The sequence below is a fragment of the Streptomyces sp. NPDC031132 genome (assembly GCF_055570595.1).
Genome location: NZ_JBVIGX010000031.1, coordinates 55534 through 78488, shown reverse-complemented (window position 1 = coordinate 78488; position 22955 = coordinate 55534). Strand labels below are relative to the sequence as shown.

Genomic DNA, 22955 nt, shown 5'->3' with positions numbered 1-22955 from the left:
AGGCGGAGGAGGGAGGCGACGCTCGCGTCGTCGACCGACGACAACGCGGCGAGCGCGCGTGCCGGGCCCCGCCGGCCAGACGGGACTTCGACGACGCTCCCTAGGGGGTGTCGGTGGCGCTCGCGGCCTCCGGTGAGCGCAGTGGGGGCCGGGCCAGGACCTCCTGCTCACGCGCCGTCAGTTCAGGGCCGTCGAGCAGGGGCTTGCGGGGGCCGAGTGCCGCCGCCAGGAGGACGGCAGGGCCGGCGAGGATCCCGGCCGGCTTCCGCAGGGTCACGACGTCGGTGACCCGTTTGACGACCATGCCGTTGCCTGTCGCCGTGTGGGCGAGGCGGTGGACGTACCGGGCGCTCAGCCGGTCCGCGAGGTTCGGCCTCCTGCCGATCGCGCCGGGGTAGAAGCGGTCCTGGCCGGCCGCCAGCAGCCACGCCGCAGCCGCCGGTCGCGTCATCGCGCGCTGGGCCCGTGACATGAAGCCCGCGGAGGCGACCGGCGTCCGTGCGGCCTGGTTCCGCAGGGCGAGGGCGCCGAGGGCCGCGACGGACATGCCGTGCCCGTAGACGGGGTTGAGGCTGGTGGCGGCGTCGCCGACCACGACGAATCCCTCGGGGATCGCGGCCCGATCGAAGTGGCGCCGGCGATTGGCGGTGCGCGCGTACACGCTGACCTCGCCGACCGGCTGCGCGCGGGCGAGGAGAGCGGCCACGATCGGGTGCCGGACCCCGCGGGCGAACTCCTCGAAGAGCTCCTCGCCCGAGGAGGGCTCGCCGCCGCGCGTGCCCGAGAGGCTGACGTGCCACTGGCCGTCCTCGATGGGGATGATGGTGGCGAAGAGCCCGGGCCGGGCCTGCCGGGGATCGGCAGGAACGTGCACCACCGGCCAGCCGGTCTCCGTACCTTCCGGCGCTCGGTACTTGCGGCTGGCGTAGCGGACACCGGCGTCGACCACCGTCTCCCGCACCTCGGGGCCGCCGATGTCCAGGAGCCACCGGGTGCTCTTCGAGCTGCGGCCGGTCGCGTCGATGACGAGATCGGCCTCGATCAGGCTCGGGCTCCCGTACGCGTCCTGCCCGTCCTGCCGTCCGCCCGGCCCGTCCTGTTCGACGTACACGCCCCGTACCCGCGCGCCGTCTCCGGCCAGACCGGTGATCCTCGTACGCGTCCGGAGCTCGACGTTGGGCATCCCCAGGACCCGCCTGCGCACGGCCCAGTCGATCAGGTCCCGGCCGGCGCCGATCAGGTAGTGCGTCGGGTCCCATGAGCGGCGGTACCAGCCGGCCGGGGAGAAGGACACCATCCCGTTGGGGATCGGGATGCGGTGCGCGCCGGCCGCGAGCCAGTCGGCCGTGATCCCCGGAAGGAGTTCTTCCATGGCATCGGCCCCGCCGGCCCACAGCGTGTGGGCGTGCGAGGCCTGGGGGAGCCACGCCCGCGGTGCAGGTGTCTGCGGCAGCGCGCTCTCGCGCTCCAGGATCAGGATCTCGCCGACGTGGGCGGCGAGAGCCGCCGCGGCAAGAGTGCCGGCCAGGCCGCCACCGAGAACGACCGCGCGGGGTAACGCGGATGGGTGCGATGTCATGGTGTGCTGCTCTCTGGAACGGTGCTTCGCCGGAAGGAGCGGACGGTGGCCGACCTGGTCAGTGCCTGCGACATGCGGACCAGGCCCTGGGGGCTGTTCGGCGAGGTCAGGACCGGGCCGGCGTCCCGTGACACGGGCTCCTCTCCCGGCGCGCTCTGCGCACGGCCCCAGAGGACGACGGCATGCGCCAGGGCGGCGGCATCGGCCACGGCCGCCGCCTCGTCGGCCGGACGACCGGCTTCCACTTCCTCCCGTAGCGCCTGTTCCCGTACGCCGGCGTGCAGGTAGGGACTGACCGCGAGGATCCCGTCGTGGATGTCCGACTCACGCTGGGTCAACCGGATCTCGATGGACGTCCAGGCCCCGCCGGCCAGGTCGATGCTGCGCCGTGTCGCACCCTTCAACTCCTGCGACAGCGGGCGGAGCCGGCGGTACCGGCGCCACATCCGCCATTGGCCCGACACGTGCAGGGAGATGAGGGGCAGGACGAACCCGGTCGCGATCAGGAGCGCGGACACGGAGGCGAGGGCGGGTGCGATCTCGGAGCTCAGGACGTCCCAGTCGTCGCTGCCCGCCCAGCGGGCCCCGATCGCGGTGAACTTGGCGATGTCGTACAGGAGGTTGAGGACGTACCCGCCGGCGATCAGCCCGAGCCCCGAGCGGAGCGCGCCGTGGACCTCGCGCGCCCACCGCCGGCACAGGAGCGTCATCGTGACGGCTGCCGTGGTGTGGGCCGCGAGGTAGAGGAGGATCATCTCCCTGATGTACGGCGTGGACGCGTAGTACGTGTCCAGATCGCGCAGGCGCTCGACGGGGGCGTCACCGAGGGCGAAGAGCACGTTGATGGCTGCGATCACCGCGAGGGTGACCGCATTGCACAGCCGGGCCCGCCGACGTGTCCGCGCGGCGTCCTCCGGGCCGCTGCTCCAGCGGAAGATGAGCACGATGTTGGCCCCGGAGAAGGCCGTGAGCAGCGAGAACACGAGCGGTGCGGCGGCGTTCGGAACTCCCGTGATCCGGTTGACCGCGACGATGGTGGGGATCGCGGTGAACCCGAACACGGCGGTCGCCAGCGTGAGGAGGATGCAGACGGACCGCAGGAGTTCGTCGCGGGGGTTGCGCCAGAGGGCGGGCAGCTTGAGGCCCGCAGCGACGAGCAGCAGGACTCCGGGTACGTAGAAGCCCAGTCCGTTCGAGTCGTTCACGCCGTGTTCCTCAGCGACTGAGGGCGTTGAGATGCCGATAGACCGCCTCGTGCCCTTCGGGCGTGGGGTGCAGGCCGTCGACGAGCAGTTCGCTCCTCTCGCGCAGCGGCTCCCACATGTCGAGGAAGTCGACGTGGTTCCCTTCGCACCAGGCCCGCAGCGATGCGCGCAGGTCCAGCGCTCGTGCCCGGGTGAACCGCAGGCCCTCGTAGTCGCGGGTGCGTGCTTCGTCGATCCATGTCGGTCCCGCGACGACGAGTCGCGCGTTGTGGCGGAGGGCCGTGGCAGCCAGCGAGCCGAGGCTGTCCGCGAGGTGCGCCGGCGCCGGCTCGTCGACATGCGTCTCGGTCATCTCCGCGGCAGCGAGCGGCAGCGCGGAGTCGTTGATACCGGCGGCGACGAGGAGGGTGTCCGGCAGGCGGGGACCCAACAGTGCGGGTGTCTGCTCGCTGACGTCGGTCAGGGTGCTGCCGGGTATGGCCAGGTTGAAGAGGCGGTGTTCGGCCTCGTTCCCCGCGATGTGGGCAGCCGCCAGGTGGCCCGCCCACCCGCCCCGCGGATCACAGCGCCCGTAGGCGATGCTGTCGCCCACGATCACGATGCGCTGTGCGGAGCGCAGCGGTTTCGCGTCCAGGTAGGCCCAGGTGCTCTCCCCGGAGGTGAGGACCACGCGTCGGCGGGCGTAGTCGTCGACTTCGTAGGCGTCGGCCGCGGCGAGGTCCCGGTCGGTGAGGTGCAGGACGGCGCCCTCGACCGCCGCGCCGAGCTTGCGCTCCAGGATCAGGTGTACGTCGAGGCCGCTGGCGGCGATCACGTCCGGGTCGGTGATCGGCAGGGGCCGGGTGGTGTGGCCGGCCAGTGACGCCGGAGCAGTGGGTACGGCTCGGCCGAAGAGAGCGGTCTGGACCCTCTCCTCCATCAGCGTGCCGAAGGAGAACAAGGTGTGGGGGCGTGATTCGGTCACTGTGAGCCGCGTGGCCTTTCTTGAAGGAGTGATCAACTCACCCTAACGGCCGACCCGGACCGGCGAACGAGCCCTCCCCGGTCATCACGCCGCTGCCACCAGGGGAGGAAGAGATCCGGGAACGTGAGCCCGGTCCGAGCGGGCTGGAGCTACGCTCCGAAGATGGAACGTGCAGAGGTCCTCAAGCGAGTCATCGGCATCCTCACGGAGGCCCAGGAGATCCGCCGGGCAGCCGAAGCCGGCGAGGAGGACGAAGGTCCCGAGACGGAAGCGGGGGTCGTCACCCAGCTGCTGAACGAGATGCTGCCCTCGATCAGCGTGCCGGCCGACGCGTCCCCGCAGCAGGTGGCCCGCCTCGTCGCGGAGGCCCTGGGACCGGCGCTGCACACGATGGTCGCCGGATTCAGCCTGGCCTTCACCAGTCTCGCCATGGCACACGACGGCGGCAGGACCGACGTCTCGTCGATCGAGGTGCTCCAGCAGCTCGCCCTCGAGGTGGAGGCGGGAACGTACGACGAAGGCCCGTAACGGCTGCCACGGGCGGGCTCCCCGCCCCTCGATCCGCGGTCGCCACCGGCTCGCGGGCGCGCGCCTGTCCGCAGGTGCGTGCCGATCCGCTGAGGCCTGCTCCAAGCGGGCCTACACCGACGCCTCCGGGGCCGAACTGGCCGATCTGCGGACCCGGATGCAGCGCGAGGCGCAGGCCGCCGCCCGCATCCGGCACGGCGGCGTGGTCACCGTGCACGATGTGACCGAGGAGCAGGGTCTGCCGGTCATCGTGATGGAACCAACGTGCTGCTGGAGCGCGACGGCCGGGTCGTGCTCACCGACTTCGGCATCGCCACCCTGGACGCCTCGGGCGACGAGGCCATGGCCAAGCTGACCCGCAGCGGCGACATCATCGGCTCCACGTCACCGTTCCGCCGTACACCTTCCCTGGACGAGGCAGCCGGCGAGCGTCAGCCGGCGGCCTCGCGGTGCATGCCGTGGCACAGCGCCCAGATGATGAAGAGGTTGACGGCGACCAGGACCGTGGCCCACAGGGGGTAGTACGGGATCCATAGGAAGTTGGCGATCGCGCCCAGCCCCGCGACGAACACGCCGAAGTAGCGCGCCCACAGGGCTCCGCTGAACACGGCGCAGCCGGCCAGCACCAGAACGATGCCCACGATGAGGTGGACCCAGCCCCAGCCCGCGAGGCTGAACTCGAACACGTAGTGACGCGTGGCGATGAACAGGGGGTCTTTGACGACGGCCGAGATCCCCTCGAAGATCGCCATCGCGCCACCGAAGATCATCAGCGCTCCGGCGAGGACGGTTGTTCCGGACGTGGGCCCGTACCACGGGCTCGGGTTGGCGCCGGCCGCTGCGGTTCGGGTGGAGTCACTGGCCATGTCGGCCTCCTTGCTTGGCGGCGCCGTCCGGTCAGCCGTGCATGCCGGAGCCGGCGCGATCCCCCGTCTCAGCGTGGCATGGGGGCACCCCGTCGGCATTCCGAGGCCGTGGCGCAGCTGTTGCCAACGGAAATGCGCAGGGCGCTGGGGCCCCGGGGGTCGCTGTCCCGAGGGGGTGGTGGTCAAGAATTCTTGACATCGTGTCGCGGCTGTTTGACACTCCCCATGTCTGGTTTTCTTGACATGGGGAGCGGCAGTGGCAGTCGAAGAGAAACGTGCCTGGAGCATGTTGGTGGTCACGGTCGGGTCCTACGCGGTGTACCTGTGGGTCGTGCTGGGGCGCCCCGCAGGAGTACCGCTGACCCGAGCGCCGTACGCGGGAGCCCTGCTGTGGACGGTCGGCCTGTCGATCGTCGCGTCCATCGCCGCCCACACCGCGATCGCCGCCGTCTCGCCGAAGGAGGCGAACGTCAAGGACCAGCGCGACCGCGAGATCCACCGCTTCGGCGAGTACGTCGGGCAGTCCTTCGTCGTGATCGGCGGCGTGGCCGGCCTGCTCCTCGCCATGGCCGAGGCCGCTCCGTTCTGGATCGCCAACGCCATCTACCTGGCCTTCGTCCTCTCGTCGGTCCTCGGCTCGGTGGTCAAGGTCATCTCGTACCGGTTCGGATTCCACCCGTGGTGAAGGCGACGCGGGTCACCAACACCATCCGCGCCCAGCGTTTCGCCCACGGCGAGATGACCCAGGCCGAACTCGCCCGCCGCATCGGCGTGAGCCGCCAGACGGTCATCGCCATCGAGCAGGGCCGCTACTCGCCCTCGCTCGAGATGGCCTTCCAGATCGCCCGGGTGTTCGGGGTCCCCCTCGACAGCGTCTTCCAGTACTCGGCCCCCACCAGCGGCCCGACCGACACCGCCACGACCGGCAGCACAGCCAACGAGGGAGACAGCCGATGAGAGCCATCGTCCAGGACGTGTACGGACCGCCCGACGTCCTGCGCCTCGAAGAGACCGAACAGCCCGTCCCCGGGCCGGGGGAGGTGCTCCTGCGCGTGCAGGCGGCCGGCCTCGACCAGGGGGTCTGGCACCTCATGACGGGCATGCCCTATGCGCTGCGCGCAGCGGGATTCGGTCTGCGCGCACCCAAGCAGCGGATCCGAGGTCTGGATGTCGCAGGGCGCGTGGAGGCCGTCGGTCCGGGCGTCAGCCGCTTCCGGCCGGGTGACGAGGTGTACGGCACCTGCACCGGATCCTTCGCGGAGTACGCCTGCGCCAAGGAGGACGAGTTGGCGCCGCGGCCGGCCCGGCTCACGCCCGAAGAGGCGGCGGTCGTCACGATCTCGGCGACCACGGCCCTCCAGGCCCTGCGCACCGGCCGGCTGGAGCCCGGCGGGCGGGTCCTGGTGATCGGCGCCGCGGGCGGGGTCGGGACCTACGCCGTGCAACTGGCCAAGGCGCTCGGGGCCGCACACGTCACCGCGGTGTGCAGCGCCCCCAAGGCGGACCTGGTCCGCTCCCTCGGCGCCGACGAGGTCGTGGACTACGCCCGCGAGGACCCCACCGACGGGGTCCACCGCTACGACCTCGTTCTCGACATCGCCGGCAACCGTCCCCTCCAGCGGCTGCGCCGGGCCCTGAGCCCTCGCGGGACGCTGGTCATCGTCGGCGGCGAGACCGACGGCCGCTGGATGGGCGGCCACGACCGGCAGCTGCGAGCCCTGCTCCTGTCGCCGTTCACCCGCCACCGCCTGCGCGGGCTCGCCTCCATGCCCCGCCCCGAGGACCTGCGGGTCCTGGGGGAGCTCCTGGAGTCCGGCGCGCTCACCCCGGTGGTGGACCGTACGTACCCGCTGGCCGAAGTCCCGGACGCGATACGCCGCTTGCGGGAGGGGCGCGTACGCGGCAAGATCGCGATCCGCATCCAGGGCGACGTTCCGGGGCGCGCCCGGTCGGGCGAAGAACTCGTGGACGACTCATCGTGAAGTCCATCACGGAGGCCGGCACCACCGACGGTGCCCTCCGGCTCAAGGCGAAGGTCACCAACGTCGACCAGCGGCCCCGTGCTTCGATCGACCTCGCCGACGGTCAGGCCGACGCCACCGTGCGGGACGCGGCCACCGCGCAGCCGGCCCGGGTGGAAGGCTTCGCGAGCGGTCGGCTCGTCGCCGGCCGGACCGAGCAGTTCCGGTAGCCGTCCGTCCAGTACGTTGACGTCATGCGCGACAGCAGTCCCACGGGAGAGTTCCTCAGAGCACGACGCGAAGCCCTCAAACCGCAGGACATAGGCCTGCCCGCGCACGGCCGCAGGCGGGTGCCGGGGCTGCGCCGCGAGGAGGTCGCCCTGCTCGCGGGCGTGAGCCCCGACTACTACATGCGCCTGGAACAGGGCCGGGAGACCAGCCCGTCGCCCCAGGTCGTCGACGCGCTCGCCGCCGCCCTGCACCTGGACGACGAGGCGCTCGACCACCTGCGCAGACTCACCCGGGCGCCCCACGAGCGCCGTGAGACCCCCGCCGGTCGTTCCCGGGTCGGCCCCCAGCTCCTGCAGTTGCTCGACGGCTGGCCCGACACGCCCGCCTTCGTCCTTGGACCGGCCCTGGACGTCCTGGCGTGCAACACCCTCGCCGCGGCGCTGCACAGCGGATTCCAGCGGTTCGACAACCTGGCCCGCATGGTCTTCCTCGACCCGGCCGGACGCAGCTTCCACCAGGACTGGGAGAAGGCCGCGAACTCCTGCGTCGCCGAAATCCGTGCCGCGTACGGTCACGCCCCCGGGTCCCCGCGGATCACCGAGGTCGTCGACACGCTGTGCGCGGGGAGCCCGGAATTCGCCGCCTTGTGGGCGCGGCACGAGGTGCGGGGCAAGACCCGGCAGCCCAAGTACCTCGCGCACCCCGAAGTCGGCGCTCTGGAGATCCGGTTCGCGGCCTTCACCGTCAACGCTGCCCCGGACCAGCAGTTGGTCGTCTACCAGGCCGAGCCCGCCAGTGCCACCGCGGCTGCCTTCGCGGCACTCCGTTCCGTGCGAGGTACGCCGCAGTCAGCAGGGTCGGCGTAGTCCTGCGACGAGGAGCGCGACCAGTCGGCGGGCGTCGTATCGGGGGTCGCTCTCGGCGCCGATGCAGAGGTTTCCGATGCCGCGCATGAGGGGGTACGCGGTGAGGTCGGAGCGGATCTCGCCCGCGGCGGCGGCAGCGTCGAGGAGCTGGGTGCACACCGGCACGAGGCGGTCCAGGAAATAGGCGTGCAGCGCCTCGAAGCCGGAACGGTCGGCCTGCATCGCGGCCGCCAGGCCGTGTTTGGTGACCAGGAAGTCGACGAAGAGGTCGACCCACCGTTCGAGGGCGGCGTACGGGGTCGGGCTGGTCTCCAGCAGGGCCGGGCCGGCCTCGGCGCAGGCGTCGACCTGGTGGCGGTAGACGGCGATGACGAGGTCCGCCCGGGTGGGGAAGTGGCGGTAGATCGTGCCCATCCCGACGCCGGCCGCGGCCGCGATGTCGCGTACCGGCGCTTCCACCCCCGAGGCGACGAACACCGAGGCGGCCGCCTCCAGCAGGGTCTGCTGATTGCGCTGCGCGTCCTTGCGCTTGGACCCGGCGGCGCTTCGCGCGCCCTGTCCGCCGTCGTTCACCGCGACGCTCCTCCAGTGAGTGTTGAAAAGCGGAATGACGCTCCGTAGCGGTGCCGCGGAGCAAGGTTCCGTTTCGCTCATGATGGCAGACCGGGAGACCGTGTCCAAGCGGCGTGCACGGCCGTAGCCGCTGGCATGCGAGGACGCGTCCGCATCCTGGGTGCGCGACACCAGGGAACACGGCGGCCTGGTTGCCGCAGAGGGTGCAACCGAGGCTGATGGCAGAGCCGTTCCGGTCGCCGCCCGGTGCCCGCAGCTCGCCACTTCCCTCTTCGGTGTACGGAAAGAAGTCCTGTCATGCACGTCCAAGCCAACGCCTTCGATGCCGTCCTCACGCGGATCCGGCGCCGGCCCGCCGCCCGGCGGCGCATCCTCTTCACCGGCGCCACGATCGTCACCATGGACCCCGCCCTCGGCGTCATCGACCGCGGCGATCTCCTCGTCGACGGCGATACGATCGCCGCGGTCGGCGGAGACCTCGGCGGGAGTGACGCCGTCGTCGTCGACGCCACCGGCGCGATCCTCACCCCCGGCTTCGTCGACACCCACCGGCACGCCTGGCAGGCCCAGCTGCGCCGGATCATGCCGGACGTCGACGACCTGGGCGGCTACGTCATGGCCACCCTGGCCGGCCACGCCACCGTCTACCGGCCCGAAGACATGTACATCGGCACCAGGCTGGCCGCCCTGACGGCGATCGACAGCGGTATCACGACGATGCTCGACTTCTCCCACAACTCCCGCACCCGCGAGCACTCCGACGCCGCGATCCAGGCGCTCATCGGCACCGGAATCCGCGGAGTGCACGCCTCCATGGGCCCGCACTTCGGCGACTGGGACCGGCAGTGGCCCGGCGATCTCACCCGCATCAAGGACCGGTACTTCAGCAGCGACGACCAGCTGCTGACCCTGCGGCTGGCGGCCCTGGCCACCGACGAGATCGCCGGACCGGCACTCGCCTACGGACCCCAACTCGCGCATGCGGCCGAAGAATTGGGGATCGGTGTGAGTGTGGACGCCGTCTTCGGCACGGCGTCCTCCGAGGCGGTGCTGCGCTGGGCGGAGGACGGCATCCTCGGCCCCGACGTCACCCTCATCCACTCCACCGGACTCACCTCCGAGGCATGGAAAGCCATGGGGGAGACAGGCACCACCGTGTCACTCGCCCCCACGTCCGACGCCCAGATCGGCCTGGAGACCGCGATTCCCGCCGTCGACGAGGCCCTGGCCGCCGGCATCCGCCCCGGCCTCAGCATCGACGTCGAAGTCGCCCTGGCCAGCGACATGTTCACGCAGATGCGGACCCTGCACGCCCTCCAGCGGATGCGCGCCGTCAACGCCGCCTACGGCACCGACGGGGAGCCCTCCCGGATCACCACCCACGACGTCCTGGACTTCGCCACCCTCCAGGGCGCCCGCACCAACGGACTGGCAGGCGTCACCGGCTCGCTCACACCGGGCAAGAAGGCCGACCTGCTGGTCATCCAGGCCGAGGACCTCAACAACATGCCGCTCAACGATCCGATCGGCACCATCGTCCTGGGCTCCGACCCGCGCAACATCAGCACGGTCCTGATCAACGGCGAACCCCGCAAGTGGAACGGACAGGTCCTCGACGTCGACCTCCCCGCACTGCGCAGTGCCGTACACGCCTCGCGCACGTACGTGCTGAACACCCGGGCTGCCTGACCACGCGCGGCGCGGGTCCCAAGGCTGCGAAACTGGGCATATGCACCCGGATCCAGCCCCGGCCCCGGACCTCCGGGACCGAGAGCACCCGCGACAGGCGTGGGGCGAGGTGTACGCCGCCCTGTCCAGGGCCGACCTGCACCGCCCGCTCGACGCCGAGGGCCTCGAACGACTCGCTCTCGCCGCGCACATGACCGGCCGGGACCGCGAGAGCGCCGACGCCTGGACGCGGGCGCACCACGCCTGGCTGAGCGCGGGCGAAGTCCCGCGGGCCGTCCGGTGCGCGTTCTGGCTGGGCATCGATCTGGTCCTGAGCGGTGAGCAGGCGCGGGCCACCGGCTGGATGGCCCGGGGACGGCGTCTCCTCGACACCGCCGGGGCGCCCTGCGTCGAAGAGGGTTACCTGTTGGCACTGGAGGGGCTGCGCAGCTATTTCACCGGCGATTTCATCCGCTGCAGGGCGGTCTCCGAGCAGGCACTGACCCTCGCGGCCCGGTACGCGGACGCCGACCTGCAGAACTTCGCCCTGGTGTCCCTCGGCGAATGCCTCATCGAGCTCCGCGAGGAGCGCGCCGGGATCCGCCTGCTCGACGAGGCCATGGTCGCCGTCACCGCGGGCGAGGTGTCCCCGATCGTGTCGGGGCTGGCGTACTGCGCGGTCATCTCGGCCTGCCACGAGGTGTTCGACCTCGGCCGGGCCCGGGAATGGACCGCCGAGATGTCCCGGTGGTGCGCGAGCCACCACGAGCAGATGCCCTACCGGGGCGTCTGCCTCGTCCACCGGGTGGAGTTCATGCGTCTGCACGGAGACTGGGCGGACGCCATGGACGAGGCGGACCGGGCGTGCCGGTGGCTGGCCTCCGTGTCGCGTCCGGTGTCGGCCGACGCCGCGTACTACCAGCTCGGTGAGCTGCACCGGCTGCGCGGAGAGCACGCCAAGGCGGAACGGGCCTACCGCGAGGCGGGCCGGTTCGGCCACTCCGGACAGCCGGGACTGGCCCTGTCCCTCCTGGCGGCCGGGGAGCCGGCCGCCGCCGAGCGCGCGATCCGTACGGCGCTGGACGCGGCCGTCGACCGGGCCTCGCGGTGCCGGATCCTGCCCGCGTACGTCGAGATCATGCTCGCAGCGGGAAGGGTCGGGGAGGCCGGCCAAGCGGCGCAGGAGCTGGCGGCGGCCGCGGCGGAGCTGGACGCCCCGCTGCTGGACGCCGTCAGCGAGACGGCGAAGGGCGCGGTGGCCCTGGCGGCCGGTGACGCCCGGGGCGCCCAGGTGGCGCTGGGGCATGCGGTGGCGACGTTCCGGCAGCTCGGGGCGCCGTACGAGGCCGCGCGGGCCCGGCTGCTGATCGGTCTGGCATGCCGGGAGACGGGCGACGAGGTCACCGCACGGCTCGAGACCGAGGCCGCCGAGACGGTGTTCCGGGAGCTGGGGGCCACCCCGGATCTGGTCCGCGCGCAGGAGCTGGTCCTCCAGGCCCCGTCCGGCCCCGCGAGCCTGCTCACGCCGCGCGAACGGGAAGTGCTGCGGCACGTCGCGGTGGGCAAGACGAACCGGGCCGTCGCGGACGATCTGTTCCTCAGCGAGAAGACGGTCGCCCGCCACGTCAGCAACATCTTCACCAAGCTCGGAGTGTCCTCGCGGTCGGCGGCCACGGCGTACGCCCACCGGCACGGCCTGGTCTGACGCTCACGGCGTACGAAGAATCACCCACGTCCGGTACGAGGCGTTCTCCCGACGCGGCGGACCCGGTCCCGCGGCTAGCTTCGTGCACACGGTACGGGCAGGCGCGCCACGCGAGGACCGCGGAGCGTGCGCCCGGCAGATCGAGTGACGAGCAGGTGATGTCATGACCGGACCGCTCTACGACGCGATCGTGGTCGGCGCCCGCTGCGCCGGAGCGCCGACCGCCATGCTTCTGGCCCGCAAGGGCTACCGGGTGCTCGTGGTCGACCGGGCGACCTTCCCGAGCGACACGATCTCCACCCACCTCGTCCACCCGCCCGGCATCGCCGCCCTGAACCGGTGGGGACTGCTGCCCCGCGTGCTCGCCACCGGCTGCCCGCCGATCTCCACGTACTCCTTCGACTTCGGCCCCTTCACCATCGAGGGCTCGCCGGCGGGCGAGGGGTTCGAGGCCGCGTACGCCCCGCGCCGGACCGTCCTGGACGAGATCCTCGTCGAGGCGGCCGAGGCGTCGGGTGCCGAGGTACGCCAGGGCTTCACGGTGGAGGACCTGGTGATCGAGGGCGACACCGTGACGGGGATCAGGGGCCACAGCGCCGCCGGGAGCGGCGCCACGGAGTACGCCCGCGTCGTCATCGGAGCCGACGGGATCCACTCGCTCGTCGCGAAAGCCGTCGGAGCGGCCGCGTACGCCGAGAAGCCGAAGCTGCAGTGCAGCTACTACGCGTACTGGACCGGGCTCCCCATGGACGGGAGGTTCGAGACCTACGTCCGGCACGACCGGGCCTTCGCCGCCTGGCCGACGAACGACGGGCGGACCGTGGTCATCTGCGGCCTGCCGATGCGGGACTTCGACGCCAACAGGGCGGACATCGAGGCCGGCTACCTGGCCACCCTGGCGCTGGTGCCGTCCTTCGCCGCGCGGGCCGGATCCGCGGCCCGGGTGGAGCGGCTCGTCGGCATGGCGGTGCCCAACCGCTTCCGCAGGCCGTACGGGCCCGGTTGGGCGCTCGTCGGCGACTCCGGATACCTGAAGGACTTCATCACCGCCCAGGGCATCCAGGACGCCTTCCGCGACGCGGAACTCTGCGCGCACGCGCTCGACCTGACCTTCACGGGCCACCGGGCCTTCGACGCGGCGATGCGCGAGTACCAGGAGACCAGGGACGCGAAGGTCATGCCGATGTACGAGTTCACCGCCGAACTCGCCACGCTGGATCCACCACCGCCGGAGACGGCACGGCTGCTGGAGGCCGTGTCCCACAGCGCCCCGGCCATGGACGGCTTCGCCAGGGTGGCCGCGGGCGTCACCTCGCCCGCGGAGTTCTTCTCGCCCGAGTACCTCGGCCGGGTACTGGTGCCCGCGACCGCGGACTGAACGCGAACACCCGCCCCTCCGGCCCGACTTCACCGACGAGAGCCACCTGATTCCGGCCTACTTCGACGGTGCCCCGCACAGCGGCGCAGGCAAGGACCGGCCGAGCGTGCCGAGCCGCCACTGCACCGGCGCGCCTGCCGTGGTACCGCCTGCCTGCACCACGGCTGGGACGAGGGGCGCGGCAGCCTTCCCACCGGCGGCCGGAGCGTCGAGCGCTGCGAGTGGCGCGGCAAGTGTCGAGTACAGGCCAGCGTTTACAGAAACGATTGATTCCGCTGGCTAACCTGCCCCCGGCACCTTGGGGGGAGGGGAGCAGCGTGTACAGCATCGTCGTGGTTCCGGGACCCACCATGTCCCCGGGCGCACAGATCCGCCTGGCACCGGGGCAGACCCTCCGGTTCGGCCGCGGGAGCGCGGGCGACGGCCGCCTGTACGTCCCGCACGCCGGCGTCTCGCGCTCCGCGGGAGAGATCACCGCAACCGGCACGTACTGGTCGCTCAGCAACCTGAGCCGCGCGTCGACCTACGTGGTCGAGAACCCGGAAGGCGCCGGCGAGCACATCAAGGTCGCGCCCGGCCGGCTGGGCGCGCCCGTCCCGTTCGAGTTCGCCCGCCTCGTCCTGCCGGCCGGCTCCGAACTGCTCACCCTGGACGTCTGGGCGCCACGCCACGACTACGCCGACCAGGACGAGCCCGGGGAGCCCGGCGGGGAGCCGACTGCGCTCGCCTTCCCGCTCGACCGCTCGAGCCGGTACTTCCTGGTCCTCACCGCGCTCTGCGAGCCGCGGCTGCGCGGTGAACCGCACGCGGCGCTGCCCACCGTCGAGCAGGTCGTCGAACGGCTGAGGCCGTTGTGGCCGGCCGCGAACCGGGCCGCCGTGCAGTGGAGCATCGACTACCTCGCGGTCAAACTCCGCCTCAAGCCCGGCCCCGACACGGCGGATCCGGGACCGCGACTGGTCGGCAAGAAGGACACCCTGGTGTCACTGGCCCTGCGCTTCGACCTGGTCCGCGAGCCCGACCTGGCGGCCCTGGCGGCCGCCCCGACCGGTACCACCCGCTGACCGGGCGGGGCGGGCAGCGGGGCGCCCTCGCGGTCCCGCCGGGCTACCGGATCGGCCCCTGGATCGTCGGCCACCTGCTCGGAGCCGGGGCCTTCGGCAGCGTGTACGCGGCTCGACGCGCCGCCCCCGAGCCGGGCCTGCCCGGCCGGGCCGCGCTCAAGGTCCTCCCGACCGGCACCCGTACCCCGCGCCAGCTGCGCCACCTGAGCGAGCTCGCCGAGCGCGAGACCGAAGTGCTGCGCCGGGTGTGCACGCCGCGCCTGATCCGGATGTACGAGGTGCTCACGCTCGACGACCCCGGCCGCCCCGAACTCGACGGCGCCACCGTACTCGTCCTGGAGGAGGCGAAGGGGTCCCTGGACGCCCTGCTCGCCGACGGCGTGCCGCCGGCGGGGCCCGCCCTCCTCGCCCAGGTCTGCGAGGGACTCGACCAACTGCACCGGGCGGGCTGGGTGCACGGCGACCTCAAGCCCGCGAACGTCCTGCTGATGCCCGACGGCACGGCGCGGCTCGGCGACTTCAACACGGCGGCAGAGCTGGAGGGCACCCACGCGTATGCGCCGGCGTTCGCGACACCCGACTACACCCCGCCGGACCTGCTCTGGTCGGAGGTCGGCGAGCGCGGGACGAAGATCCGTCCCACCGCCGACATCTGGGCCTTCGGCGTACTGGCCCACGTCGTCCTGACCGGCTCGATGCCGCTGCCCGGCGGCACGGCCGCCGCCCGCCGGGACGCGGCGCTCCGCTACGCCAGGGGCGAGGAGGAACTGCGCCTGTCGCCGGAACTGCCGGAGCCCTGGCGTGACATCGTCCGCGACTGCCTGGCCCGCAGGCACGAGGACCGGGCCCGGCACACTGCGGCGTCACTGCTGAGCCGGGTGGAGGCGGCGTCCGCGGGCCGGGCGGCGCCGAGGCGCGCACCGAAGGTCTCGCGCGCCCTCGACCCGCGACGACGGCGCCGCGCGGTGATCACGGCCGGAACGGCCGCCCTCGCAGCCCTCGCGGTCATGGGGGCCGTATGGGGATCGGGCCTGCTCCCGTCGAGCGGCGCAGCCGAGGCAGGGTACGACCGGTGCCGCCGCGGGGCCGTCTGCTTCTACGCGGAGGAGGACGGCCGGGGCGAGATGTGCTCCTGGGTCGACGGCGACACCGACTGGAGCGACGGCCAGGCCCCCTGCCCGTGGGTGGCCCGGAGCGGGCCCCGCTCGGTCTACAACAACGGGTTCGACCTCGCCGAGGGCGCCACCCAGGTAGACGTCCTGTACTACGCCCAGCCCGACCGGCGGGAGCTGCTGGGCTGCGTGAAGGTGCGCACCAGGACCAACCTCACCGGCTCGGACCGGCCGCGCTCCCACGCCTGGGTCCCGAACTGCTGACCCTCGCAGGTGCGAGGTACTGCCGCAGCGGCTCCTCCACGAGTCTCGAGGCACGTCACACCGCTCTGACAGGGAGTCCACGATGCGCCTCAAGCGTTCCGTTCTCGGCATGGTCGGCGTCACCACGATGCTGCTCACGGCAGCCTTCACCACGGGGTCGGCCGAGGCCGCCGCCCCCTCGGGCCAGGGCGTGGGCGCCCGCGCCCTGGTCGCACCGGCCGCGCCGGCAGACGCCCGGCCGGCGTCCGCCGCAGCTGCCGCGTCCCCGGGGATCTCGCCCGGCGTCGTCACCTCTCACGTGGTGCCGAGCGGCAGCTACACCTGCAACAGCGGGTACCTCTGTACCCTCGTCTGGGATCCGACGACGTCGGACTGGAAGATGTTCCACCTCTACACCTGCAACCGGTACTCGGTGTACAACTGGAACGGCAACGGCTGGTACTTCGACAACCAGACCGGCAACCCGACTTCGTACCTGTACAACCAGGGCGGCGGCGTCGTGAAGTCGTTCAAGCCCGGCGCCGGGCAGCAAGGCCAGGACTGGACGCCGGTCTATTCCCTGCGCAACTGCTGATCGACCGTCACGCCTGCCCGGGCCCCGGTCGCTTCCGACCGGGGGCCGGGAAGCCGACGGCGCCGGTGGCGGTGCCCGCGGCGACTTCGGCGTCGGCCCCGTCCTACGGACTGTCCTCCGTGAGGGGCCCGTAGTGGTACGTGAGCTCCCGCCAGGTCAGCGCCCCGCCGGGCTGCTCCTCCTGTTCGGGGCGGTTGAACCGTGCCATCCGCCACGCGCCGCGGTTCGGGCCGTCGCCGAGGCGTGTCCACGCGTCGAGGTCGGCGTCGAGAACCCGTGCGGGACCGTCGTCTCCGGGGTCGTCGTTGTCCACGGGGGACCAGTGGCGAAGGTCGGGGTGCTGTGCCACCCGTTCTTCGTAGGCGGCGGCCCGGGCCATGAAGTCGCGTCCGCCGGCCGGGGCACGCTTGACGCGCTCCAGTTCGTAGGCACTGGCGAGGCTGGTGAGCGTGTGGCGCATGTGACCAGCCTAGAAGCTCGCGCCCCGGTCCGGGAGCCGGTTCGGCGACCTGTTGCATTTCGGCTGTCGTACAGCCGTAGTCACCGAGCCGACAGCGCCCGGAGCCGGGACCGGTCGAGCGGAGGCCCCGTCACGTACCGGTCACGGACCGCGCCAGATGTTGGAGAACGCAGCCTTCTCGATGGACCGCCTCTGGCGTACGGCTTCCAGCTCCATCACCGCGTCGTTGACGACGGCCAGCACGGTCGTCACCGCTTCGTCGTCGAGGTTCGGCTCCGCCTCGGACGGCCCGCTCTGAATTCCCACGACGGCGGCGAGGGCGGCGAGGACGGGCTCTTCCGCCTCCCAGCGGCTCAGGGCCTGGTGGCGCGCGGGAGAATCGACCACTTCCAGGCGTTCCGCCCCGAAGATCGACCGGCCGCTCCGCCCCCGAGCCAGTTGACCGTCCGCCTCGAGGGCGGCCTGGTACGCCGCGGCGAGATCGCGTCCCCTGCGCCACAGCCAGTCCTCGACCTGCTCGTACGGCGCCTGCCGCGCCAGCGCCGCCGACGCCTCGTCCAGCAGGCGATCGTCCAGCGCCGGCTGCTGACCGGGCACGATGCTGTCACCGTCCAAGGCGGCGGCCTGCGCATCGATGAGGTCGATCAGCTCGGCTCCCGCGAGCGCGAGGGACAGGTCACCCTGCCCCACCGACCGGTCCGGCTGCGGGTCCATGGCGATGAGGAACAGGTCTTTCGCCGTGGTCATGAACGGCTCCCCTCGAAGTCATCGGCACTGCTGCGTCCCCGCCCGGCCGGCCGTGGCAGCCTCCGTACGTGGATCTTCAGTATCGCCCCCTGCATCGCGGAACACGCCGTCTCACGGCGGGAAGACCTCACCCGACCCGGCCCTGGAAGGCATGGGGCCGGGCGAGGGCGATCAGCCGTGGTACTGCGCTCAGCGGCTGTAGCGGCTGTAGCGGCCGTAGCGGCGGTTGAAGCGCTCCACGCGGCCCTCGGAGTCCACGATCCGTGAGGTCCCCGTGTACAGCGGGTGGCTCGCCGACGAGATTTCGACGTCGACCAGCGGGTAGGTCTTGCCGTCCTCCCACGCGATCGTCCCCGACGCGTGCGCGGTCGACCGGGTCAGGAACGCGACGTCGGCTGCACGGTCGCGGAAGACGACGGAGCGGGATTCGGGGTGGATACGGGGCTTCATGCGGTTTCCTTCCTCATGCGTGTGTGCCGAGTGCGTGTCGGCGTTCCCGGCGGCGTCCGGAGGGCCTCAGCGTTCCTCTCGGAAGGCGACGTGCTTCCCGGCCAGCGGGTCGTACTTCCGCAGGACCAGGCGCTCGGGGTCGTTCCGGGTGTTCTTCCGCGTCGTATAGGTGGTGCCGGTCCCGGCCGTCGACTTCAGTCGGACGACGGGACGCGTGACGGTGCGTGCCACGTGGTGCTCCTCTCAGCGACACTGGCCCGCGATGTTTGACTCGCGCATGCCAGCTGCCTCCTGTAACAGAAGCCTCGGTCAGCGCATTCCCGTCCCGCCACGCAACCGCCCGGCGCACGGATCATGCAGGTCAGGCGCGTTCGCTCCGCTGCCGGACCAGTTCCTCCACGGCGCTCGGCAGGGTCGTCTCGAAGTCGATCAGCTTCGCCCAGGTCGGGGTCACGACGATCCGGACCATGCCGTCGTACAGCGATCGGACCTCGGCCTCCCACTCGACCCGCTGCTCGGGGGTCATCGCAGGGGCGCCGTTCGACCGGAGGAACTCGTCCGGGATGCCCTCGACCACGTCCAGCTCGGCCCGACCGCGGAGCAGCAGGATCTTCGGCGGGTGCACGCCCTCGGTGTCCATCGTCAGGGCGACGGCCGGGTTGTGGCGCAGGGCCGGGAGCTTCGGGGCGTTCTTCGGAGTGCACATGACGATCTCCGAGCCGTTCCAGAAGAAGCCGATCGGAACGACGCGGGGCGTGCCGTCCTTCGCGACGTAGGCCAGTCGGGTCAGGTCGCGGGCCAGGAGTTCCCGGCTGACCGGACGATTCAGGACCTCGGTGATCTCGCTCGGCTGCACGGTGGGACCCGCCTTCCAACGATCGTTCGCCAGGAATGCCCACCTTAGGAGGTTTCGGCATCCGCACGCGGGAGCTACCCGCAGTCGCCGAGGACCTGCGGTTCCCCCGACGGGTGAGGTGACGGTGAATCGGCGGCGGTGTGGTGCGGTGGTCGGCAGGATGGGGGCCATGGACCGTGGGGATGTGGGGCCGGGCGGGTCGCTGCCGGTGGTGGTTCGGGTGCCGGTGGAGCCGGTGGAGCCGGTGGAAGCCGCGGTGGAAGCCGATGCGGTCGACACTGTGGCGCGGGCAGGTGATGTGGTCGTGCGGGGCCCGCTGTTCGGGGTGGTGGCGCAGGACACCGGGGGCGCAGCACGGTGGCGATCGCGGTGACGGCGGGCTGCCCGCAGCAGGCCCGCGACGGCCTGAACGGCAAGCTGTGGTTCAGGGCGAAGGACGAGACGCACGACCGGGCGGAGCGGCGCGTGCTGCCGGCTCGGCGGTCGCCCGGCACGAGAGCGAGCGGGTCGACGCCCTGGAAGTGGCCGGCACCCGGTACCGGATCGTGCGCGCCGAGGAGTACGCCGTCACGGGCCCCCGCGGCATCGAGGAGCCGCGCCCGACCGACCCCGAGCCCCCGGTCCCCGACTGGACCCGCGGGGCCAAGGGGGCGGAGATCGACGACGGCCTGGTCCTGGACCCGCACGCCCCGGTGACCCCGACCCAGGCGCTCGAGCAGGTGGCGCTGCGCGGCCTGTGCCACACCGGCGGCCGCTTCCCCGCCGACGTACGCGCCGATGCGCGGCACGCGCTGGACGGCCATCCCGATGTCCTGCTGCTGCCGCCGACGTTCACGGTCGTGGAGCAGTCCGCGATCAGCTGGACCCCGCTCAGCGGCTCGCACGCGAGCACACACGATGCCCGCAAGTCCCTGGACTTCGCCCTGACCTGGGTGTGGCCGCGCATGCGCGGCCACATCCCCGAAGACGCCGACCTCCACGCCGACGCCCGCACCCTGACCGCCGCCGGCGCATCGGCGGCGCCGGAACCGGCCGCCTACGCCACCGCCGCCGACACACTCCGTGCCGGACGCGTCAACCGCCTCGAGTTCCAGGGCACGGTGTACCAGATCGCCCGCACGCGCCGCCTGCTGCGCTGGGGCCCCGGCGGACCCGAAGGCCCCCGCCCGTCCGACACCAACACCCAGGACCCCGGACAACTCCACCCCGCCCTCTACGAAGACGGCCGCATCCTCCCCGAGGACTGAGCCGGACGGCTCACCTCGCGACCGGCGTGGCGCAGACCTAGGCTTGGGGTGTTGCCCGGCCCTCGGACGGCAGGAGGCCATGCCGTGAAGCCAATCCACGTCCGACTGCGCCGGGCCTGCGCGGTTGCTGCCGCCGCAGGCGTTCTCATCGCCCCGGTGTTCGCGGGCTCCGCGTCCGGGGCGACTGCTCCGGCGTCCTCCACTCCCCGCTCCGCCGCCCCCTCCCCGGACGCAGACACGCCCTTCCCGCAACTCACGCCGGCCGTTGCAGCGCAGCTGGACGCGGCCATCCTTCAGGTCATGCGCCAGACGAAGGTGCCGGGCGTGACCGTGGGCCTGTGGGCCCCCGGCAAGGGGAGTTACGTGAAGACCTTCGGGGTGGCGGACAAGGCGACCGGCGCGCCCATGACCACCGCGCTCCACGTACGCATCGGCAGTGAGACCAAGACGTTCACGGTCACCGCCCTCCTCCAGCTGGTCGACCAGCACAAGATCGGCCTGGACGACCCCATCGGCAGCTACGTCAAGGGTGTTCCGAACGGCGACCGCATCACCCTGCGCGAACTGGCAGGCATGCGCAGCGGGCTCTTCAACTACAGCTTGGACGAGAACTTCAACAAGCAGCTCCAAGCGGATCCCGAACAGTCCTTCACACCACAGCAGTTGCTCGACTACTCCTTCAAACACCCCGTGCAGTTCGCGCCGGGCGCGAAGTTCGACTACTCCAACACCAACCTGATCCTGCTCGGGCTGGTGGTGGAGAAGATCACCGGCCGGCCGCTCCACGACGTCATCACGAAGGACGTCCTGGCACCGGCCGGGCTCCGCAGTACGGTCTTCCCCACGAGCCCGGCCTTGCCGGAGCCGTACGCCCACGGTTACACCAACCAGACGGCCTCGGGCAAGATCGTGGACGCGACCCGCTGGAACCCCTCCTGGGCCTGGGCTGCCGGAGAGATGATCTCCGACATGGAGGACCTGCGCAGCTGGGCCCGTACCCTCGCCACCGGCAGGCTGCTCACGCCCGCGACCCAGGCCGAGCGCTTGAAGACCACCCCGATGAACCTCCAGGGCGACGGCTACGGGCTGGGCATCTTCAACGTCCAGGGCTGGATCGGTCACAACGGCTCGATCCCCGGGTACGAGGTCCTGCCGGTCTACCTGCCGCAGGCCCGGGCGACCATGGTCATCCTCCTCAACACCGACGTCAGCTACCACGGCCAGGAGCCGAGCACGCTGTTCGGCGAGGCGGTCACCGGTGTCGTGACCCCCGATCACGTGTACCCCGGCCACAAGCCGTACGTGCCCCCGAGCGGTTGACGGCCAACCGGCAGGCGCGCAGGGCGTCATCCCGCCGCCGCTTCGACTCCTGACGGGCAGCGCCCCGTACGCCCTCCTACGCGATGCGCGCCGCGCGCAACTGCAGGTAGCGCCGCTCCGGGATGCTGAGGGTGCGCATCGCCGCCTCGGCGTACTCGGCTCGGGCGGCCGCCCGGTCTCCCGCCATCTCCAACAGGTGGGCGCGCACCGCGTGCAGGCGGTGGTGGCCGGCGAGCCGGTCGTCCTCGTCCAGTACGCCGAGCAGCGCGAGGGCCCGCTCCGGCCCGTGCACCATGGCCACCGCGACCGCGTGGTTGAGGAGCTCCACCGGCCCCGGGACCAGCCGGACCAGCAGCTCGTACAGGGCGAGGATCTCCGCCCAGTCGGTGTCCTGCGCGGTCGGCGCCTCGTCGTGGACGGCGGCGATCGCGGCGCGCAGTTGGTAGGGGCCGAGCCGGGTATGCGTGAGCGCGTCGCTGACCAGCGCGACTCCCTCGGCGATGGCGGCGCGGTCCCAACGGCTGCGATCCTGTTCCGCGAGCGGGATCAGGCTCCCGTCGGGCCCGGTGCGGGCCGCCCGCCGGGCGTCGGTGAGCAGCAGCAGGGCGAGCAGGCCGGCCACCTCGCCGTCCGCGGGCAGCAGCGCGTGCACGGCGCGGGTGAGGCGGATCGCCTCGGCCGAGAGCTCCACCCGCATCAGGTCGGGCCCCGATGTCGCCGTGTAGCCCTCGTTGAAGATCAGGTACAGCACCTGGAGCACGTCCGACAGGCGCTGCGCACGCTCATCGGCGGGCGGGAGCGCGAACGGCGCCCCGGAGGCCTTGACGTGTCGTTTCGCCCGGCTGATGCGCTGGGCGACGGTTGCCTCGGGCACCAGGTGGGCGCGGGCGATCTCCGCAGTGGTCAGGCCCCCGACGGCGCGCAGGGTCAGCGCGATCCGTGCGGGCGGGGAGAGCTCGGTACGGCAGCAGAGGAAGAGCAGCTTCAGGGTGTCGTCCTCGGCGGGGGCGCGGCTCTCGCCCGGCGGCGGCACCGTGAACGCGTCGCGCGGCGTCAGCGCGAGGTCGTGCGACTCCCGCCGCCTGCGCGCCCCGTCCGCCCGCAGCTGGTCCACGAGCCGCCGGGAGGCCACCCGGATCAGCCAGCCGCGCGCGTTCTGCGGGCGCCCCCGCACGGGCCACTGCTGCGTGGCGGCCAGCAGGGCGTCCTGTACGGCGTCCTCGGCCGCGTCGAAGTGCCCGTAGCGGCGGACCACGGCGCCGAGGACCTGCGGCGTCAGCCGGCGCAGCAGGTCCTCGGTGGGGACGGCCGGATCGCCGGCTGCGTCCGTCACGGGC

At 72.1% G+C, this 22955-nt stretch carries 25 protein-coding genes and 2 pseudogenes; 16 read left to right on the top strand and 11 right to left on the bottom strand.

The window, feature by feature from the left end; all coding sequences use genetic code 11:
• Positions 1-100 precede the first annotated feature (100 nt).
• Genes ACZ49B_RS31515 through ACZ49B_RS31505 form a run of 3 tightly spaced genes read right to left on the bottom strand, consistent with a single transcriptional unit; the run spans position 101 to position 3748 of the window.
• A complete protein-coding gene (locus ACZ49B_RS31515) occupies positions 101-1579 on the bottom strand; it encodes an NAD(P)/FAD-dependent oxidoreductase (RefSeq protein WP_468312462.1) in 1479 nt (492 codons plus the stop codon).
• A complete protein-coding gene (locus ACZ49B_RS31510) occupies positions 1576-2784 on the bottom strand; it encodes an MAB_1171c family putative transporter (protein ID WP_468312459.1) in 1209 nt (402 codons plus the stop codon). Before ACZ49B_RS31510 ends, ACZ49B_RS31515 begins: the two co-directional genes overlap by 4 nt.
• 10 nt (positions 2785-2794) lie before the next feature.
• Positions 2795-3748, bottom strand: coding sequence for a GDSL-type esterase/lipase family protein (locus ACZ49B_RS31505; RefSeq protein WP_468312456.1), 954 nt, complete (start codon positions 3746-3748; stop codon positions 2795-2797).
• A gap of 162 nt (positions 3749-3910) precedes the next feature.
• On the opposite strand from ACZ49B_RS31505, the gene ACZ49B_RS31500 reads away from it, so the two are divergent.
• Entirely contained in the window at positions 3911-4276 is a 366-nt protein-coding gene (locus tag ACZ49B_RS31500; RefSeq protein WP_468312454.1) for a hypothetical protein, read from the top strand.
• Positions 4277-4340: 64 nt separating this feature from the next.
• A pseudogene (locus ACZ49B_RS31495) lies at positions 4341-4657 on the top strand (hypothetical protein); the annotation flags it as partial.
• Positions 4658-4707: 50 nt separating this feature from the next.
• Here ACZ49B_RS31495 and ACZ49B_RS31490 read toward each other — a convergent pair.
• Entirely contained in the window at positions 4708-5142 is a 435-nt protein-coding gene (locus ACZ49B_RS31490) for a DUF7144 family membrane protein (protein WP_468312452.1), read from the bottom strand.
• A gap of 256 nt (positions 5143-5398) precedes the next feature.
• Here ACZ49B_RS31490 and ACZ49B_RS31485 point away from each other — a divergent pair, with 256 nt between their 5' ends.
• The 5 genes from ACZ49B_RS31485 to ACZ49B_RS31465 are packed head-to-tail and all read left to right on the top strand — an operon-like array spanning position 5399 to position 8200.
• On the top strand, positions 5399-5827 hold the full coding sequence (locus ACZ49B_RS31485; RefSeq protein WP_468312450.1) for a hypothetical protein: 429 nt from the start codon (positions 5399-5401) through the stop codon (positions 5825-5827).
• Positions 5821-6099: a helix-turn-helix transcriptional regulator gene (locus ACZ49B_RS31480; protein ID WP_468312447.1), complete on the top strand. Its 279-nt coding sequence runs from the start codon at positions 5821-5823 to the stop codon at positions 6097-6099. Before ACZ49B_RS31485 ends, ACZ49B_RS31480 begins: the two co-directional genes overlap by 7 nt.
• On the top strand, positions 6096-7124 hold the full coding sequence (locus ACZ49B_RS31475) for an NAD(P)-dependent alcohol dehydrogenase (protein WP_468312444.1): 1029 nt from the start codon (positions 6096-6098) through the stop codon (positions 7122-7124). Before ACZ49B_RS31480 ends, ACZ49B_RS31475 begins: the two co-directional genes overlap by 4 nt.
• Positions 7121-7333 (top strand): hypothetical protein, encoded by a 213-nt coding sequence (locus ACZ49B_RS31470; protein ID WP_468312441.1) that lies wholly within the window; start codon positions 7121-7123, stop codon positions 7331-7333. Before ACZ49B_RS31475 ends, ACZ49B_RS31470 begins: the two co-directional genes overlap by 4 nt.
• A 24-nt stretch (positions 7334-7357) precedes the next feature.
• On the top strand, positions 7358-8200 hold the full coding sequence (locus ACZ49B_RS31465; protein WP_468312438.1) for a helix-turn-helix transcriptional regulator: 843 nt from the start codon (positions 7358-7360) through the stop codon (positions 8198-8200).
• Here the strand turns inward: ACZ49B_RS31465 and ACZ49B_RS31460 are convergent.
• A complete protein-coding gene (locus ACZ49B_RS31460; RefSeq protein ID WP_468312435.1) occupies positions 8183-8773 on the bottom strand; it encodes a TetR/AcrR family transcriptional regulator in 591 nt (196 codons plus the stop codon). The two genes, ACZ49B_RS31465 and ACZ49B_RS31460, sit on opposite strands and share 18 nt — an antisense overlap.
• A 297-nt stretch (positions 8774-9070) precedes the next feature.
• On the opposite strand from ACZ49B_RS31460, the gene ACZ49B_RS31455 reads away from it, so the two are divergent.
• The 6 genes from ACZ49B_RS31455 (at position 9071) to ACZ49B_RS31430 (ending at position 16538) form a co-directional block, all read left to right on the top strand.
• Positions 9071-10462: an amidohydrolase family protein gene (locus ACZ49B_RS31455; RefSeq protein ID WP_468312432.1), complete on the top strand. Its 1392-nt coding sequence runs from the start codon at positions 9071-9073 to the stop codon at positions 10460-10462.
• A 40-nt stretch (positions 10463-10502) separates the two neighbouring features.
• Positions 10503-12146 (top strand): LuxR C-terminal-related transcriptional regulator, encoded by a 1644-nt coding sequence (locus tag ACZ49B_RS31450; protein WP_468312429.1) that lies wholly within the window; start codon positions 10503-10505, stop codon positions 12144-12146.
• Between the two features lie 163 nt (positions 12147-12309).
• Entirely contained in the window at positions 12310-13524 is a 1215-nt protein-coding gene (locus tag ACZ49B_RS31445; protein ID WP_468312426.1) for an NAD(P)/FAD-dependent oxidoreductase, read from the top strand.
• 317 nt (positions 13525-13841) lie between these two features.
• On the top strand, positions 13842-14588 hold the full coding sequence (locus ACZ49B_RS31440) for an FHA domain-containing protein (RefSeq protein WP_468312423.1): 747 nt from the start codon (positions 13842-13844) through the stop codon (positions 14586-14588).
• Positions 14585-15964: a protein kinase domain-containing protein gene (locus ACZ49B_RS31435; RefSeq protein WP_468312471.1), complete on the top strand. Its 1380-nt coding sequence runs from the start codon at positions 14585-14587 to the stop codon at positions 15962-15964. Before ACZ49B_RS31440 ends, ACZ49B_RS31435 begins: the two co-directional genes overlap by 4 nt.
• A gap of 82 nt (positions 15965-16046) precedes the next feature.
• Positions 16047-16538: a hypothetical protein gene (locus tag ACZ49B_RS31430; RefSeq protein WP_468312420.1), complete on the top strand. Its 492-nt coding sequence runs from the start codon at positions 16047-16049 to the stop codon at positions 16536-16538.
• A gap of 103 nt (positions 16539-16641) precedes the next feature.
• Here ACZ49B_RS31430 and ACZ49B_RS31425 read toward each other — a convergent pair whose 3' ends face one another.
• From ACZ49B_RS31425 to ACZ49B_RS31405, 5 genes are all read right to left on the bottom strand, one after another.
• Complete coding sequence (locus tag ACZ49B_RS31425) at positions 16642-16998, bottom strand: hypothetical protein (protein ID WP_468312418.1); 357 nt, start codon at positions 16996-16998, stop codon at positions 16642-16644.
• A 141-nt stretch (positions 16999-17139) separates the two neighbouring features.
• On the bottom strand, positions 17140-17745 hold the full coding sequence (locus tag ACZ49B_RS31420) for a GOLPH3/VPS74 family protein (RefSeq protein ID WP_468312416.1): 606 nt from the start codon (positions 17743-17745) through the stop codon (positions 17140-17142).
• A 189-nt stretch (positions 17746-17934) separates the two neighbouring features.
• On the bottom strand, positions 17935-18195 hold the full coding sequence (locus ACZ49B_RS31415; RefSeq protein WP_468312414.1) for a type B 50S ribosomal protein L31: 261 nt from the start codon (positions 18193-18195) through the stop codon (positions 17935-17937).
• A gap of 66 nt (positions 18196-18261) precedes the next feature.
• The gene (gene rpmG / locus ACZ49B_RS31410) at positions 18262-18426 is read right to left on the bottom strand and encodes a 50S ribosomal protein L33 (protein ID WP_468312411.1); all 165 of its coding nucleotides are present in this window, start codon (positions 18424-18426) and stop codon (positions 18262-18264) included.
• A 130-nt stretch (positions 18427-18556) separates the two neighbouring features.
• Complete coding sequence (locus ACZ49B_RS31405) at positions 18557-19051, bottom strand: pyridoxamine 5'-phosphate oxidase family protein (RefSeq protein ID WP_468312409.1); 495 nt, start codon at positions 19049-19051, stop codon at positions 18557-18559.
• Positions 19052-19211: 160 nt separating this feature from the next.
• On the opposite strand from ACZ49B_RS31405, the pseudogene ACZ49B_RS31400 reads away from it, so the two are divergent.
• The 3 genes and pseudogenes from ACZ49B_RS31400 to ACZ49B_RS31390 all read left to right on the top strand — a co-directional run.
• Positions 19212-19462: pseudogene (locus tag ACZ49B_RS31400) on the top strand (DUF5954 family protein); the annotation flags it as partial.
• 8 nt (positions 19463-19470) lie between these two features.
• Entirely contained in the window at positions 19471-20298 is an 828-nt protein-coding gene (locus tag ACZ49B_RS31395; protein WP_468312407.1) for a DUF5954 family protein, read from the top strand.
• Positions 20299-20382: 84 nt separating this feature from the next.
• Positions 20383-21618 carry a serine hydrolase domain-containing protein gene (locus ACZ49B_RS31390; protein WP_468312404.1) on the top strand — a complete coding sequence of 412 codons (1236 nt, stop codon included), beginning with the start codon at positions 20383-20385 and terminating at the stop codon, positions 21616-21618.
• A gap of 76 nt (positions 21619-21694) precedes the next feature.
• Here the strand turns inward: ACZ49B_RS31390 and ACZ49B_RS31385 are convergent, their stop codons facing one another.
• Entirely contained in the window at positions 21695-22951 is a 1257-nt protein-coding gene (locus ACZ49B_RS31385) for an RNA polymerase sigma factor (protein ID WP_468312468.1), read from the bottom strand.
• Positions 22952-22955 lie beyond the last annotated feature (4 nt).